This window comes from Pseudomonas gorinensis (assembly GCF_042015035.1).
GTDB classification, from domain to species: Bacteria; Pseudomonadota; Gammaproteobacteria; order Pseudomonadales; family Pseudomonadaceae; genus Aquipseudomonas; species Aquipseudomonas gorinensis.
Window position 1 is genome coordinate 1 of the sequence record NZ_CP167125.1, and the last position, 14,947, is coordinate 14,947.

Consider the following 14,947-nt stretch of genomic DNA (forward strand, 5'->3'; position numbering starts at 1 on the left):
ATGTCCCGACTCAATCCCCGGCAGCAAGAAGCCGTGAACTACGTCGGCGGCCCTCTATTGGTGCTCGCCGGTGCAGGCTCCGGCAAGACCAGCGTGATCACCCGCAAGATCGCGCACCTGATCCAGCAGTGCGGCATCCGCGCCCAGTACATCGTCGCCATGACCTTTACCAACAAGGCGGCGCGGGAAATGAAAGAGCGTGTCGGCACCCTGCTCAAGGGTGGCGAAGGCCGTGGCCTCACCGTGTGCACCTTCCACAACCTGGGCCTGAACATCATCCGCAAGGAGCATGTGCGGCTGGGCTACAAACCGGGCTTTTCGATCTTTGACGAGACCGACGTCAAAGCCCTGATGACCGACATCATGCAGAAGGAATACGCGGGCGACGACGGCGTCGACGAGATCAAGAACATGATCGGCGCCTGGAAAAACGACCTGATCCTGCCCGCCGAAGCCCTGGAAAACGCGCGCAACCCCAAGGAGCAGACTGCCGCCATCGTCTACACCCACTACCAGCGCACGCTCAAGGCGTTCAACGCCGTGGACTTCGACGACCTGATCCTGTTGCCGGTCAAGCTGTTCCAGGAACACGCCGACATCCTCGAAAAGTGGCAGAACAAGGTGCGCTACCTGCTGGTGGACGAATACCAGGACACCAACGCCAGCCAGTACCTGCTGGTGAAGTTGCTGATCGGCACGCGCAACCAGTTCACCGTGGTCGGCGACGACGACCAGTCGATCTACGCCTGGCGCGGTGCCCGCCCGGAAAACCTGATGCTGCTCAAGGACGACTACCCGTCCCTGAAAGTGGTGATGCTGGAGCAGAACTATCGCTCCACCAGCCGAATCCTGCGTTGCGCCAACGTGCTGATCTCCAACAACCCCCACGAGTTTGAAAAACAACTGTGGAGCGAGATGGGCCACGGCGACGAGATCCGCGTGATCCGCTGCCGCAACGAGGACGCCGAAGCCGAGCGCGTGGCCGTGGAGATCCTCAGCCTGCACCTGCGCACCGACCGGCCCTACAGCGACTTCGCGATCCTCTATCGCGGCAACTACCAGGCCAAGCTGATCGAACTGAAGTTGCAGCACCACCAGGTGCCGTATCGCCTGTCGGGCGGTAACAGCTTTTTCGGACGCCAGGAAGTCAAGGACCTGATGGCCTACTTCCGCCTGATCGTGAACCCGGACGACGACAACGCTTTCCTGCGCGTCATCAACGTGCCGCGCCGCGAGATTGGTTCCACCACCCTGGAAAAGCTCGGCAACTACGCCACCGAACGCAAGATCTCGATGTACGCCGCCACCGACGAAATCGGCCTGGGCGAACACCTGGACACGCGCTTCACCGATCGCCTGTCGCGCTTCAAGCGCTTCATGGACAAAGTGCGCGAACAGTGCGCCGGCGAAGACCCGATCAGCGCCCTGCGCAGCATGGTCATGGACATCGACTATGAAAACTGGCTGCGCACCAACAGCTCCAGCGACAAGGCCGCGGATTACCGCATGGGCAACGTCTGGTTCCTGATCGAAGCGCTGAAGAACACCCTGGAAAAAGACGAAGACGGCGAAATGACCGTCGAAGACGCCATCGGCAAGCTGGTGCTGCGCGACATGCTCGAACGCCAGCAGGAAGAGGAAGACGGCGCCGAAGGGGTACAGATGATGACCTTGCATGCATCCAAGGGCCTGGAATTCCCCTACGTGTTCATCATGGGCATGGAAGAGGAAATCCTCCCCCATCGCTCCAGCATCGAAGCCGACACCATCGAGGAAGAACGACGCCTGGCCTACGTGGGCATTACGCGCGCGCGTCAGACCCTGGCCTTCACCTTTGCCGCCAAGCGCAAGCAATACGGCGAAATCATCGATTGTGCCCCCAGCCGGTTCCTGGATGAACTGCCGCCGGACGACCTGGCCTGGGAAGGCAATGACGACACCCCGACCGAGGTGAAGGCCGTTCGCGGCAACACCGCCCTGGCGGATATACGCGCGATGTTAAAGCGCTAGAATCGACTACTTTTCAATCTACTTTCGGCGCACAACGCGCCATTAGAGGAAGCTTTCCGTGGAAGCACTGCACAAGAAAATTCGCGAAGAAGGCATCGTGCTTTCCGATCAGGTACTCAAGGTCGACGCCTTTCTGAACCACCAGATCGACCCCGCGCTGATGAAGCTGATCGGCGATGAGTTCGCCGCGTTGTTCAAGGACTCGGGCATCACCAAGATCGTCACCATCGAAGCATCAGGGATTGCCCCAGCGATCATGACCGGCCTGAACCTCGGCGTGCCGGTGATTTTCGCCCGTAAGCAGCAATCCCTGACCCTCACCGAAAACCTGCTGTCGGCAACGGTGTATTCCTTCACCAAAAAAGTAGAAAGCACCGTGGCGATCTCACCACGCCACCTGACCAGCAGTGACCGCGTGCTGATCATCGATGACTTCCTGGCCAACGGTAAGGCCTCCCAGGCCCTGATCTCGATCATCAAGCAGGCCGGCGCGACCGTTGCGGGCTTGGGGATTGTGATCGAGAAGTCGTTCCAAGGCGGTCGGGCGGAGCTGGATGCGCAGGGTTATCGGGTTGAATCGCTGGCGCGTGTGCAGTCGCTGGAAGGTGGCGTCGTTACCTTCATCGAGTAATTTGCTACACAGCAAATGCCAGGTGAGCACGATCAAAATGTGGGAGGGGGTAAACCCCAATGCCCGTCAGTTAAGCCAACATCGCCTTCTGTAGGAGCGAGCTTGCTCGCGAAAAACTCACAGGCGCCGCGTTCCTTCAGGACACACGCGTTATCGTTGACGTTTTTCGCGAGCAAGCTCGCTCCTACAAAAAAACCTTAACCGACTGACAATTAATGCGCGGTAGCCTGGAGGCCGGCAAGCAACAAACGCTGGTAGAGGTCCTCCTTCAAACCCTCCGGCTTATCCAACCGCATCCGCACCAGATGTTCAGGAAACGCCTCCGGCTCCGGTGCATCCGGCGCCGCCTTGCCCAACTCCAGAATCTCCGTCAGTTTGAATTTGCTCTTGAGCCAGTTCAACGCGCGCAACAGATCCCGCTCCTCATCGGTGAAATCAGTACCCAGCGGATATTCCGGAAACAGTCGGCGATGCCGCGCCTGGATACCTTGGAGCCGCTCCGGCGTGTTGTCGCTGAAGCGTGGGTCCAGTTGGAAATCCTTGGGCAACTTGCCGGCCTTTTGCGCCTGCTCGATCAAGTCGGCCTGGAAGCGTGAGTCGGTAATGTTGAGCAACGCCTCGATCACCTTGGCATCGGTCTGCCCACGCAGGTCGGCAATGCCGTATTCAGTGATGACGATATCCCGCAGGTGCCGTGGGATGGTGCAATGGCCGTACTCCCAGACAATATTGGAACTGACCTCGCCCCCCGCCTCGCGCCAACTGCGCAGGATCAGGATCGATCGCGCGCCTTCCAGCGCATGGCCCTGGGCAACAAAGTTGTACTGCCCGCCCACGCCGCTGAGCACGTGACCACCTTCCAGTTGGTCGGCAACCCCGGCACCGAGCAATGTCACCGCAATCGCGCTGTTGATAAACCGCGCATCCAGGCGCTGTAAACGCTTGAGCTCTTCCTGCCCGTACAGCTCGTTGATGTAGCTGATGCGGGTCATGTTGAATGCCTGGCGCTTGGCGTAGGTCATCTCCTGCAAGCGCTGGTAAAAACTGCGCGGCCCGAGGAAGAAGCCGCCGTGGATTGAGACACCGTCGGGTTGTGCCGCGTCGTCAAGGAGCCCGGCATTAGCTTGTGCCTGGGTTGCCACATCGGGGTAGACCTTGCGTCGCACAATTCCCGCATCCGCCAGCACCAGCAGACCGTTGACGAACATTTCGCTACAGCCGTAAAGACCGCGGGCGAAGGGATCGACACCCCCCTCACGACTGATCAGTGGCGCCCACTGGTACACATCCAGGTCCGTCAGCAGCAAGCGATAGGCTTCATTGTCGGCCTGGCGCGCCAATAGCGCGGCCGTCAGCGCATCGCCCATCGAGCCGATGCCGATCTGCAAGGTTCCCCCATCACGCACCAGGGTGCTGGCGTGCAGGCCGATAAAGTGATCCTGGAACCCCACGGGCATGTTCGGCGTGGAGAATAAGGTGGTGCTGTCCTTTTCATCGAGCAGGTAGTCGAATTCGTCCATGCCCAGCTCGGCATCGCCAGGCATGTAGGGCAAATCGCTGTGGACCTGGCCAACCACCAGAATGGTTTCCCCTGCGGCGCGACGCTTGGCGATCATCGGCAACAGGTCGAGGGTGATGTCGGGGTTGCAGCTCAGGCTCAGGCGATCGGGGTGTTCGGCGCTGCTGGCCACCAACTGCGCCACCAGGTTGAGGCCGGCGGCATTGATGTCGCGTGCGGCATGGCTGTAGTTGCTGCTCACGTAATCCTGCTGCGCCGAGGTGCTGTGGAGCAAGCTGCCAGGCTGCATGAAAAACTGCTGCACGTGGATATTCGCCGGCAGACTGTCCTTGTGCAGGTCGGCGAGAAAATCCAGCTCGGGGTAATCGCCAAACACCCGCTCGATAAAGGGTTCGAGAAAGCGCTTCTGCAAGCCATCGCCCAAGGCCGGACGGCCCAGGCTCAGCGCGGTGTAGATCGTCAGCGCCCGCTCCGGCAGCTTGGCGATACGCCGGTACAGCGCATTGGCGAACAGGTTCGGCTTGCCCAGCCCCAAGGGCATGCCCATGTGGATATGCGCCGGCAAGCGTGCCAGTACGTCGTCAACTGCTTGCTCGATTGAACACAACTGCACCATCCGACCCTCCTGAACATTCCGTTATTAGGGGTTTGACCGAGCTTGCAGGGTCTTTGCTGCAAAGAACAGCCTCGAAACACACATTACGGGCACAAAAAAGCCGCTCGTAAGCGGCATTTTTGACGAAGATCGGCTGATTACAGACCGGACATCTTCTTGATCGCACCTTCAAGGTCTTCGAGGCTGCAATCAGCACACGTCCCCATCGGAGGCATGGCGTTCAAGCCATGCTTGGCGACCTGGGCCAACCCCTTGGTGCCTTTCTGCGGGTCCTCGATCTTGAGTTCCGCCAATACAGTATCCAGATGACCTACCCGCTCTTTCCAGGCAGCGGTATCACCGATCTTCGGAGCATTCAGCAGGCCGGTGCCGTGGCATGCGTTGCAGTGTTTGGCGATCACATCATCAGGCGTTTTAGCGGCGCCCCCGCCACCAGCAGCCACAGCCACCTCCATCCCCTTGCATTCCTGCCCCTGGACGCAAACCTGGCCTACAGGCTCCAGGCGCTTGGCAATGTCATCATTGGTCGCAGCTTGAGCGCTGACAGCCCATAGGGCCAGTACGGTTGCTGGTGCAGCCAGCATTTTCATAATTAGGTTCACGCGTTCACCCTCAATGGTGGCTATTCACGCCTGCGGCCACGGTTTCGCAGGCGGCGAAAGTATAACGGTTAGCCCGCCTGGCTGAAACAACCCCATTAAATAAAGGGAGATTCAGCCTGGCGGAATACGGCTGCGGGAACCTCTGCAACGCTGGCAGGGCGCCTCTGTTGTTAAAAGTTCGCGGGTGTGGCTGCGCTGATTAGTCGCGCCGGCACGTCGAACGGATTGCGAAAACGATGGGGCTTGGTGCTTTCAAAGTAGTAGCTATCGCCGGCTTCGAGCACAAAAGTTTCAAGACCGACGACCAACTCCAGTCGACCTTCCACCAGAATCCCGGTTTCTTCGCCTTCGTGGGTGAGCATTTCTTCGCCGGTGTCGGCGCCTGGCGGGTAGATTTCATTGAGAAATGCGATGGCCCGGCTCGGGTGCGCCCGGCCCACCAGTTTCATGGTGACGGCACCGTCGGAGATGTCGATCAGCTCATTGGCTTTATAGACGATCTGTGTCGGTATTTCCTGGAGGATCTCTTCAGAAAAAAACTCGACCATCGACATAGGGATGCCGCCCAGCACCTTGCGCAAGGAACTGATGGAAGGGCTGACACTGTTTTTTTCGATCATCGAAATGGTGCTGTTGGTGACACCCGCGCGCTTGGCGAGCTCGCGCTGGGAAAGACCCTTCAGTTTACGGATGGATTGCAGTCGTTCGCCGACGTCCAATGCGGGAGCCTCCTAGGATTCAGGCTTTGTTGTAATTGAGCGTTATCATGGCGACAGCGTTCAGTATTTACAACACTTGGGCCTAAATCCTGGCCGGCTCCGTTCGTCGAGGTCGATCAAGCCCCGGAATAGAGCCTTGGCACACGGCGAAGGTTGCAGAAGATCTGGTAGGGAATGGTCTCGGCGGCGACTGCAACATCACTGGCAAGAATATTCTTGCCCCACAGTTCCACGGTGGAACCGAGGCCGGCCTGGGGTACATCGGTGAGGTCGACGCATAGCATGTCCATGGACACACGCCCCAGCAACTGGCTGCGTTGCCCCGCCACCAGCACCGGCGTGCCCGTTGGCGCATGGCGTGGGTAGCCGTCCGCGTACCCCATGGCGACCACGCCGATGCGCATCGGTTTTGGCGTGATGAACTTGGCGCCGTAGCCCACCGGCTCGCCGGCCGGCAGTTCACGCACGCAGATGACTTTCGACTCCAGGGTCATCACCGGCTGCAAACGCGCGGCGATGGCCTGGTCTTCGCCAAACGGCGTCGCACCGTACAGCATGATGCCTGGCCGAACCCAGTCGCTGGATACATTTGGCCAGCCCATCACCGAAGGCGAATTACGCAGGCTGACCTCGGCTGACAAGCCCTGGCGCGCCGCCTCAAACACGGCCACCTGTTCATTGCTGCGCACACAATCGAGTTCATCGGCGCGAGCGAAATGGCTCATCAATACAATCTTGGCGACTTTGCCACTGGCCAGCAGCCGCTGGTACGCCGCTGGGTAATCCTTGGGGTGCAGGCCCACGCGATGCATACCCGAGTCCAGCTTGAGCCAGACGGTCAGCGGCTTGCTCAGGGTGGCCTGTTCGATAGCTTCCAGTTGCCACAGCGAATGCACCACGCACCAGAAATCATGCTCGATGATCAGCGGCAGCTCATCGGCTTCGAAAAAACCTTCCAGCAATAACACCGGCGCGCGAATGCCGGCAGCTCGCAGTTCCAGTGCTTCTTCGATGCAGGCCACGGCAAACCCGTCGGCCTCGGCTTCCAACGCCTGGGCCACCCGCACGGCACCATGGCCGTAGGCATCGGCCTTGATCACGGCGAGGGCCTTGGCCCCCGTGACTTCACGGGCCAATTGATAGTTGTGGCGCAGGGCTTGGAGGTCGATCAGGGCACGGGCTGGACGCATGGCGGCAGGCTTCTAGGCGGCAGAGTGGAGAAAAAACCGGCGCCGACTAACCGCGTCGGCACCGGGAGAGGGATCGTTGTTTATGGCAAAGCGGCCACGACGGACAGCTCTACCAGGATTTCCGGTTCGCACAGTTTCGCTTCAACCGTGGCACGGGCCGGGGCAGCACCTTTGGGCAACCACTTGTCCCATACCGCGTTCATACCGGCGAAGTCGGCATCGATGTCTTTCAGGTAGATCGTCACCGACAGCAACTTGGTCTTGTCGGTACCCGCCAGGTCCAGCAGGCGCTCGATATTGGCCAGGGTTTCACGGGTCTGCTGTTCAATCCCGGCGCTCATGTCGTCGCCGACTTGGCCTGCCAGATACACGGTACCGCTGTGGACAACGATCTGGCTCATGCGCTCATTGGTGAGCTGGCGCTGGATTGACATGTTTTGCGGACTCCTGGTGGTTGCCGTAACGGGAAATGTCGAGGCCTTCGGCGCTGATCTGCGGGGTTTTCTTCGCCATCAGGTCAGCCAGCAAGCGGCCAGAGCCACAGGCCATGGTCCAACCCAGGGTGCCGTGGCCGGTATTGAGGAACAGATTCTTGAACGGGGTGGCGCCGACAATCGGTGTGCCGTCGGGTGTGGTCGGGCGCAGGCCGGTCCAGAAAGTGGCTTCAGTCAAATCGCCGCCCTGAGGATAAAGGTCGTTGACGATCATCTCCAGGGTTTCACGCCGACGCGGGTTAAGCGACAGGTCAAAACCGGCAATTTCAGCCATGCCACCCACGCGAATGCGGTTGTCGAAACGGGTGATCGCGACCTTGTAGGTTTCGTCGAGAATGGTCGAGGTGGGGGCCATCGCCGGGTTGGTGATCGGCACGGTCAACGAGTAGCCCTTGAGCGGGTACACCGGGGCCTTGATCCCCAACGGCTTGAGCAACTTCGGCGAGTAGCTGCCAAGAGCCAGCACGTAGCGGTCAGCGGTTTCCAGCTTGCCGTCGATCCACACACCGTTGATGCGGTCGCCAGCGTAGTCGAGGCGCTGGATGTCCTGTTCGAAGCGGAACTCCACGCCCAGTTGCCTGCACATGTCGGCCAGGCGGGTGGTGAACATCTGGCAGTCGCCGGTCTGGTCGTTGGGCAGGCGCAGGGCACCGGCGAGGATATCGGTGACACTGGCCAAGGCTGGCTCAACACGGGCGATACCGGCGCGGTCGAGCAGCTCGAACGGCACCCCGGATTCTTTCAATACGGCGATGTCCTTGGCGGCGCCATCGAGCTGGGCCTGGGTGCGGAACAGCTGGGTGGTGCCGAGGCTGCGGCCTTCGTAGGCGATGCCGGTCTCGGCGCGCAGTTCGTCGAGGCAATCGCGGCTGTACTCGGACAGGCGCACCATGCGCTCCTTGTTCACCGCGTAGCGGCTGGCGGTGCAGTTACGCAGCATCTGCGCCATCCACAAGTATTGATCAATATCGGCCGTGGCCTTGATCGCCAGCGGGGCGTGGCGTTGCAGCAGCCACTTGATAGCCTTGAGGGGCACACCCGGCGCGGCCCATGGCGAGGCATAGCCTGGGGACACCTGGCCGGCGTTGGCGAAACTGGTTTCCATGGCAGCGGCAGGCTGACGGTCGACCACGACGACTTCAAAGCCAGCCCGCGCCAAATAGTAGGCACTGGTCACACCAATGACGCCGCTACCCAAGACCAGAACGCGCATTTTTATATCCTCATCGCGGCTTGACCGCCGACGTGTGTTGTTCGAGCAATGATGTGCGCAGTATAAAAAGCAATCGCCAGTGCATTTCACTATATAACTGCCTATATTTGGCGACAATTCTCGGCAAAAACCCTTTTCACAGAGGCGTATCCCCTATGCGTACCAACACTCAGACCAAGCGGGAGCTGGACAAGATCGATCGCAACATCCTGCGCATCCTGCAAACCGACGGGCGAATTTCGTTCACCGAGCTGGGGGAAAAGGTCGGGCTCTCCACCACGCCGTGCACCGAGCGGGTACGGCGGCTGGAGCGCGAAGGGATCATCATGGGCTACAACGCACGGCTCAACCCCCAGCATTTGAAGGGAAGTTTGCTGGTATTTGTCGAGATCAGCCTCGATTACAAATCCGGCGACACCTTTGAAGAGTTCCGCCGCGCCGTGCTGAAACTGCCCCATGTGCTGGAATGCCACCTGGTGTCGGGGGACTTTGACTACCTGGTGAAAGCGCGGATTTCCGAGATGGCGTCGTACCGCAAATTGCTCGGCGATATCCTGCTCAAGCTGCCCCATGTGCGGGAGTCGAAGAGCTATATCGTGATGGAAGAGGTGAAAGAGAGCCTGAACCTGCCAATTCCGGACTGACTGACACATCGGGGTCAACGGTGGGAGCAAGCACCTCCCACATTTTGACCGCGTACATCGTCAGACCAGCACCTGCCGGGTACTCGCCATGTATTCATGGATCTGCTTCTCCACCCGTGGGTGAATCAGCTCCACCGGCCGCCGTCCATTGGGGCAAGGCAAGGTCTTGGTGGTGCCGAAAAGCCTGCAGATCAACGGCCGCTCGTCATACACCGTGCAGCCATTGGGCCCCAGGTGCACACAGTTCAGCTCGTCCATGGCGGCTTCCTGCTCGGCCGCGGTTTTGCGCGGCAGGCGGGACATTTCCTCGGGCGATGTAGTCACCGGCCCACAGCAATCGTGGCAACCGGGAACGCACTCGAACGAAGGAATCTGTCGGCGCAGCGCACTGATTTTCTGGCTGTTGCAACTCATCGAAACACGTACCGAACGGCGAATAGACGTAGATTCTGAAGCAAAACGCCCTGCGCAGACAGCTTCGTCCGACCGCTGTATCCTGCGTCAAATTTTCCAAACAGGGATGTTCCCCATGACTGCCAGCGCCCGGCACACCGCTTCCTACTACGCCGCCAGCAGCGTGCCGCAACCGGATTACCCGATGTTGACCGGCGAGGTGAGCGCTGATGTGTGCGTGATCGGCGGCGGTTTCTCCGGGCTCAATACGGCCCTGGAGTTGGCTGAGCGCGGCTTCAGCGTGGTGCTGCTGGAGGCCCGCAAGATCGCCTGGGGCGCCAGCGGGCGTAATGGCGGCCAGTTGATTCGCGGTGTCGGCCACGGGCTGGAGCAGTTCGCCAACGTGATTGGTAACGACGGCGTGCGCCAGATGAAACTCATGGGCCTGGAGGCCGTGGAGATCGTGCGTGAACGCGTCGAACGCTACCAGATCCCTTGCGACCTGACCTGGGGCTATTGCGACCTGGCCAACAAACCCCGCGACCTGCATGGCCTGGCCGAAGACGCCGAAGAACTGCGCAGCCTGGGTTATCGCCACGAAGTGCGCCTGTTGCAAGCCAGTGAGATGGGCAGCGTGATCGGCTCCGACCGCTACGTGGGCGGCATGATCGACATGGGCTCCGGCCATCTGCACCCGCTGAACCTGGCACTGGGTGAAGCGGCAGCCGCCGGGCAATTGGGCGTGCGCCTGTTCGAGCAGTCCGAAGTGACGCGCATCGACTATGGCCCCGAGGTCAACGTGCACACCGCTCAGGGCAACGTACGCAGCAAGACCCTGGTGCTGGCCTGCAACGCCTACCTGAACGGCCTCAACCCACAACTGAGCGGCAAGGTGCTGCCCGCCGGCAGCTACATCATCGCCACCGAACCCTTGAGCCCGGTACAAGCCGCCAACTTGTTGCCGCAGAACATGGCGGTGTGTGACCAACGGGTGACCGTGGATTATTTCCGCCTGTCTGCCGATCGTCGCCTGCTGTTCGGCGGGGCCTGCCATTATTCCGGACGCGATCCCAAGGACATCGGCGCCTACATGCGGCCAAAGATGTTGCAGGTGTTCCCACAGCTGGCTGACGTGAAGATCGACTACCAATGGGGCGGCATGATCGGCATCGGCGCCAACCGCCTGCCGCAGATAGGCCGGTTGGCGGATCAACCCAATGTGTATTACGCCCAGGCCTACGCTGGCCATGGCCTCAACGCCACACACCTGGCCGGCAAACTGCTGGCCGAAGCCATCAGCGGCCAACAGCAGGGCCGCTTCGATCTGTTCGCACAGGTGCCGCACATCACCTTCCCCGGCGGCAAGCACCTGCGTTCGCCGCTGTTGGCGCTGGGGATGCTCTGGCACCGCCTTAAAGAATGGGTCTGATCAATCACGCCAGAAAGGCTTCAGGCCTTCCTGGCGTGCTTGCTCTGGGGTCAACCCAACGTCACGCAACTGCTCGCGGGTCAAGTGCAGCAAGGCCTTGCGCGTATGGCGGCGGTGCCAGAACAGACTCCAGCGGCTGATCTCGCGCGGCGACGTCGCCCGCTCTTGCCCTGCCTGCAATTCCTGACTGTGTAACATCAGCCGCACATCACTCATGCCGTTCATTTTGCTGCCCCTCATTTGCTTGTTGCCATGAGTGACTAGAATGGGCGAGCAGGCAAAACCATTACAGATCCAACCCTTCTTTATTAAATCCATACAGAAACTGCCCATGCGCGGCTGAATCCTGTATTTTTCCCCTATCTGTACTGGTCTCCCGGAGCGACCGCCATGACGCTTTACGTTAACCTCGCCGAATTACTGGGCACGCGCATTGAACAGGGTTTCTATCGCCCCGGCGATCGACTGCCGTCCGTACGCGCCTTAAGCGTCGAGCACGGGGTCAGCCTGAGCACCGTGCAGCAGGCCTATCGGTTACTGGAAGACAATGGCCTGGCAATGCCCAAGCCCAAGTCCGGCTACTTTGTACCGGTGGGTCGGGAGTTGCCGGCGCTGCCCGAGATCGGCCGCCCGGCCCAGCGCCCGGTGGAAATCTCCCAGTGGGATCAGGTGCTGGAATTGATTCGCGCAATCCCGCGCAAAGACGTCATACAGATGGGTCGCGGCATGCCGGATGTATTGTCACCCACCCTCAAGCCCCTGCTGCGCAGCCTGGCTCGCGTCAGTCGGCGCCAGGATCTGCCGGGGTTGTATTACGACAACATCCTCGGCTGTATGGAATTACGCGAGCAAATCGCCCGACTGTCATTGGATTCCGGCTGCCAACTGAGTGCCGAAGACATCGTGATCACCACCGGCTGCCATGAAGCGTTGTCCGCCAGCATCCGTGCGATCTGCGAGCCCGGGGATATCGTGGCGGTGGACTCACCCAGCTTCCACGGTGCCATGCAGACCCTCAAGGGCCTGGGCATGAAGGCGCTGGAAATCCCCACGGACCCGCTCACCGGCATCAGCCTGGAAGCCCTGGAACTGGCGCTGGAACAGTGGCCGATCAAGGTCATCCAACTGACCCCCAACTGCAACAACCCCCTGGGCTACATCATGCCGGAGGCCCGCAAGCGAGCGTTGCTGACCCTGGCCCAGCGCTTTGACGTGGCAGTCATCGAAGACGATGTGTACGGCGAACTGGCCTACAGCTACCCGCGTCCGCGTACCATCAAATCCTTCGACGAGGACGGCCGCGTGCTGCTGTGCAGTTCGTTCTCAAAAACCCTGGCGCCAGGCCTGCGCATCGGCTGGGTCGCGCCGGGTCGCTATCTGGAGCGGGTGCTGCACATGAAATACATCAGCACCGGCTCCACCGCCACCCAGCCGCAGATCGCTATCGCCGAATTCCTCAAGGGCGGCCATTTCGAACCGCATTTGCGGCGGATGCGTACGCAATACCAGCGTAATCGCGACTTGATGCTCGACTGGGTCAGCCGATACTTCCCGGCGGGCACCCGCGCCAGCCGGCCGCAAGGCAGTTTCATGCTGTGGATAGAACTGCCGGAGGGCTTCGACACCCTCAAGCTCAACCGCGTGCTGATGGAACAAGGCGTACAGGTGGCGGTGGGCAGCATCTTTTCGGCTTCCGGCAAGTACAGAAATTGCCTACGCATGAACTACGCTGCCAAGCCAACGCCACAGATTGAAGAAGCCGTGCGCAAGGTCGGCACCGCCGCGAGCAAGCTGCTGGCCGAGGCGGCCGACTGACCTTTCTTGGGAAATTGCCGTCATATGCCGACAACCGCCCTGATCTGGAAGCGACTCCCTTGATGATTCGACGGCTTTTACCGTTTTTCCTGCTGGGAGCCCTGGCCCTGGGCGGTTGCGCCACGGTCAATGCGCCACGCATCCCCAGCGACGCCCTGCCAGCGAAGGATTCGTCGTTCGGCCGCTCGATCCAGGCCCAGGCCGCGCCCTACCAAGGCCGCTCTGGCTTTCGCCTGCTGCCCAACAGCAGTGAAGCGTTCATGGCCCGCGCCGAGCTGATCCGTAATGCCCAGACCAGCCTCGACCTGCAGTACTACATCGTCCACGACGGCATCAGCACGCGCATGCTGGTGGATGAACTGCTCAAGGCCGCTGATCGTGGTGTGCGGGTTCGCATCCTGCTGGACGACACCACCAGCGATGGCCTCGACCAGATCATCGCCACCCTCGCCGCTCATCCCCAGATCGAGATTCGCCTGTTCAACCCTCTGCATCTGGGGCGCAGCACCGGCGTAACACGGACCATGGGGCGGCTGTTCAACCTGTCGCTGCAACACCGGCGCATGCACAACAAACTGTGGGTGGCGGACAACAGCGTGGCCATCGTCGGTGGGCGTAACCTCGGGGACGAGTATTTCGACGCCGAACCCAACCTCAACTTCACCGATATCGACATGCTCAGTGTGGGCCCGGTGGCCGAGCAGCTGGGCCACAGCTTCGACCAGTACTGGAACAGCGCCCTGAGCAAACCCATTAATGAGTTCATCTCCAACCTGCCATCCAAAGGTGACCTGGCGACTGCACGGCTTCTCCTGGAGGAATCCCTGGCCCAATCCCGCCAGCAGAACCACGCCCTGTACAACCGCCTGCGCACCTACAAGACCAAACCGCGCATGGACATCTGGCGCCGCGAGTTGATCTGGGCCTGGAACCAGGCGTTGTGGGACGCGCCGAGCAAGGTGCTGGCCAAGAATGATCCGGATCCTCGACTCCTGCTGACTACCCAACTGTCGCCGGAGCTGGAAGGCGTCAACCACGAGCTGATCATGATCTCGGCGTACTTCGTGCCTGGGCAACCTGGGCTGGTGTACCTCACCGGTCGCGCCGACGCCGGCGTGTCGGTCAGCCTGCTGACCAACTCCCTTGAAGCCACCGACGTACCCGCTGTGCATGGCGGCTACGAGCCGTATCGCAAGGCGCTGCTGGAACATGGGGTGAAACTCTACGAATTGCGCCGCCAACCGGGTGCCCCTGGCGCAGGCAGCGGCCCACACCTGTTTCGCCGCGGCACGTTCAAGGGCTCGGACTCCAGCCTGCACAGCAAAGCGATGATCTTTGATCGGACGAAGTCGTTTATCGGCTCATTCAACTTCGACCCGCGCTCAGTGTTGTGGAACACCGAAGTGGGCGTATTGGTCGACAGCCCCGAATTGGCGGAACACGTACGCAACCTGGCACTGCAAGGCATGGCACCCGCCTTGAGTTATGAGGCGAAATTGCAGAATGGCCAAGTGGTGTGGGTGACCGAGGATAACGGTCAGTTACACACCTTGACCCGCGAGCCGGGCAGTTGGTGGCGCCGGTTCAATGCGTGGTTCGCCAACTCGGTCGGCCTGGAACGCATGCTCTAAGAACAGCGAAGATCCAATGTGGGAGGAGGCAAGCCCCCTCT

14 protein-coding genes are annotated in these 14,947 nt (G+C 60.6%); 6 read left to right on the forward strand and 8 right to left on the reverse strand.

Features of this window, described 5'->3' with window-relative positions; genetic code table 11:
* Together rep and AB7933_RS00010 are read left to right on the forward strand one after the other, a co-directional pair.
* Positions 1-2,010 carry a DNA helicase Rep gene (gene rep / locus AB7933_RS00005; protein ID WP_024078078.1) on the forward strand — a complete coding sequence of 670 codons (2,010 nt, stop codon included), beginning with the start codon at positions 1-3 and terminating at the stop codon, positions 2,008-2,010.
* A 58-nt stretch (positions 2,011-2,068) separates the two neighbouring features.
* On the forward strand, positions 2,069-2,641 hold the full coding sequence (locus AB7933_RS00010; protein ID WP_024078079.1) for a xanthine phosphoribosyltransferase: 573 nt from the start codon (positions 2,069-2,071) through the stop codon (positions 2,639-2,641).
* 212 nt (positions 2,642-2,853) lie between these two features.
* Here the strand turns inward: AB7933_RS00010 and AB7933_RS00015 are convergent, their stop codons facing one another.
* The 6 genes from AB7933_RS00015 to dadA all read right to left on the reverse strand — a co-directional run bounded on the left by AB7933_RS00015 (position 2,854) and on the right by dadA (position 8,994).
* Positions 2,854-4,776, reverse strand: a complete 1,923-nt coding sequence (locus AB7933_RS00015) for an acetyl-CoA hydrolase/transferase C-terminal domain-containing protein (protein WP_024078080.1) — start codon at positions 4,774-4,776, stop codon at positions 2,854-2,856.
* Positions 4,777-4,913: 137 nt separating this feature from the next.
* Positions 4,914-5,378 (reverse strand): c-type cytochrome, encoded by a 465-nt coding sequence (locus tag AB7933_RS00020; protein WP_172831364.1) that lies wholly within the window; start codon positions 5,376-5,378, stop codon positions 4,914-4,916.
* A 170-nt stretch (positions 5,379-5,548) separates the two neighbouring features.
* On the reverse strand, positions 5,549-6,097 hold the full coding sequence (locus AB7933_RS00025) for a cupin domain-containing protein (protein WP_003176893.1): 549 nt from the start codon (positions 6,095-6,097) through the stop codon (positions 5,549-5,551).
* Between the two features lie 116 nt (positions 6,098-6,213).
* On the reverse strand, positions 6,214-7,287 hold the full coding sequence (gene alr, locus AB7933_RS00030) for an alanine racemase (RefSeq protein ID WP_024078082.1): 1,074 nt from the start codon (positions 7,285-7,287) through the stop codon (positions 6,214-6,216).
* Positions 7,288-7,367: 80 nt separating this feature from the next.
* A complete protein-coding gene (locus tag AB7933_RS00035) occupies positions 7,368-7,721 on the reverse strand; it encodes a RidA family protein (RefSeq protein ID WP_024078083.1) in 354 nt (117 codons plus the stop codon).
* Positions 7,693-8,994, reverse strand: a complete 1,302-nt coding sequence (gene dadA / locus AB7933_RS00040) for a D-amino acid dehydrogenase (RefSeq protein ID WP_024078084.1) — start codon at positions 8,992-8,994, stop codon at positions 7,693-7,695. Before dadA ends, AB7933_RS00035 begins: the two co-directional genes overlap by 29 nt.
* 155 nt (positions 8,995-9,149) lie before the next feature.
* Between dadA and AB7933_RS00045 the strand changes: the two genes are divergently transcribed.
* Positions 9,150-9,638, forward strand: a complete 489-nt coding sequence (locus AB7933_RS00045; RefSeq protein WP_003176896.1) for an Lrp/AsnC ligand binding domain-containing protein — start codon at positions 9,150-9,152, stop codon at positions 9,636-9,638.
* 60 nt (positions 9,639-9,698) lie between these two features.
* Here the strand turns inward: AB7933_RS00045 and AB7933_RS00050 are convergent, their stop codons facing one another.
* Complete coding sequence (locus tag AB7933_RS00050) at positions 9,699-10,052, reverse strand: YkgJ family cysteine cluster protein (protein ID WP_017135860.1); 354 nt, start codon at positions 10,050-10,052, stop codon at positions 9,699-9,701.
* 115 nt (positions 10,053-10,167) lie between these two features.
* On the opposite strand from AB7933_RS00050, the gene AB7933_RS00055 reads away from it, so the two are divergent.
* Positions 10,168-11,460 (forward strand): NAD(P)/FAD-dependent oxidoreductase, encoded by a 1,293-nt coding sequence (locus tag AB7933_RS00055; protein WP_041161053.1) that lies wholly within the window; start codon positions 10,168-10,170, stop codon positions 11,458-11,460.
* On the opposite strand, the gene AB7933_RS00060 is transcribed toward AB7933_RS00055, so the two are convergent.
* Positions 11,461-11,685 (reverse strand): DUF1127 domain-containing protein, encoded by a 225-nt coding sequence (locus AB7933_RS00060; RefSeq protein WP_024078086.1) that lies wholly within the window; start codon positions 11,683-11,685, stop codon positions 11,461-11,463. It abuts the gene before it with no gap.
* A 165-nt stretch (positions 11,686-11,850) separates the two neighbouring features.
* On the opposite strand from AB7933_RS00060, the gene AB7933_RS00065 reads away from it, so the two are divergent.
* Both AB7933_RS00065 and AB7933_RS00070 read left to right on the forward strand, forming a co-directional pair.
* On the forward strand, positions 11,851-13,275 hold the full coding sequence (locus tag AB7933_RS00065; protein ID WP_024078087.1) for a PLP-dependent aminotransferase family protein: 1,425 nt from the start codon (positions 11,851-11,853) through the stop codon (positions 13,273-13,275).
* Between the two features lie 62 nt (positions 13,276-13,337).
* Complete coding sequence (locus tag AB7933_RS00070) at positions 13,338-14,906, forward strand: phospholipase D family protein (RefSeq protein WP_024078088.1); 1,569 nt, start codon at positions 13,338-13,340, stop codon at positions 14,904-14,906.
* The last annotated feature ends 41 nt before the right edge of the window (positions 14,907-14,947 follow it).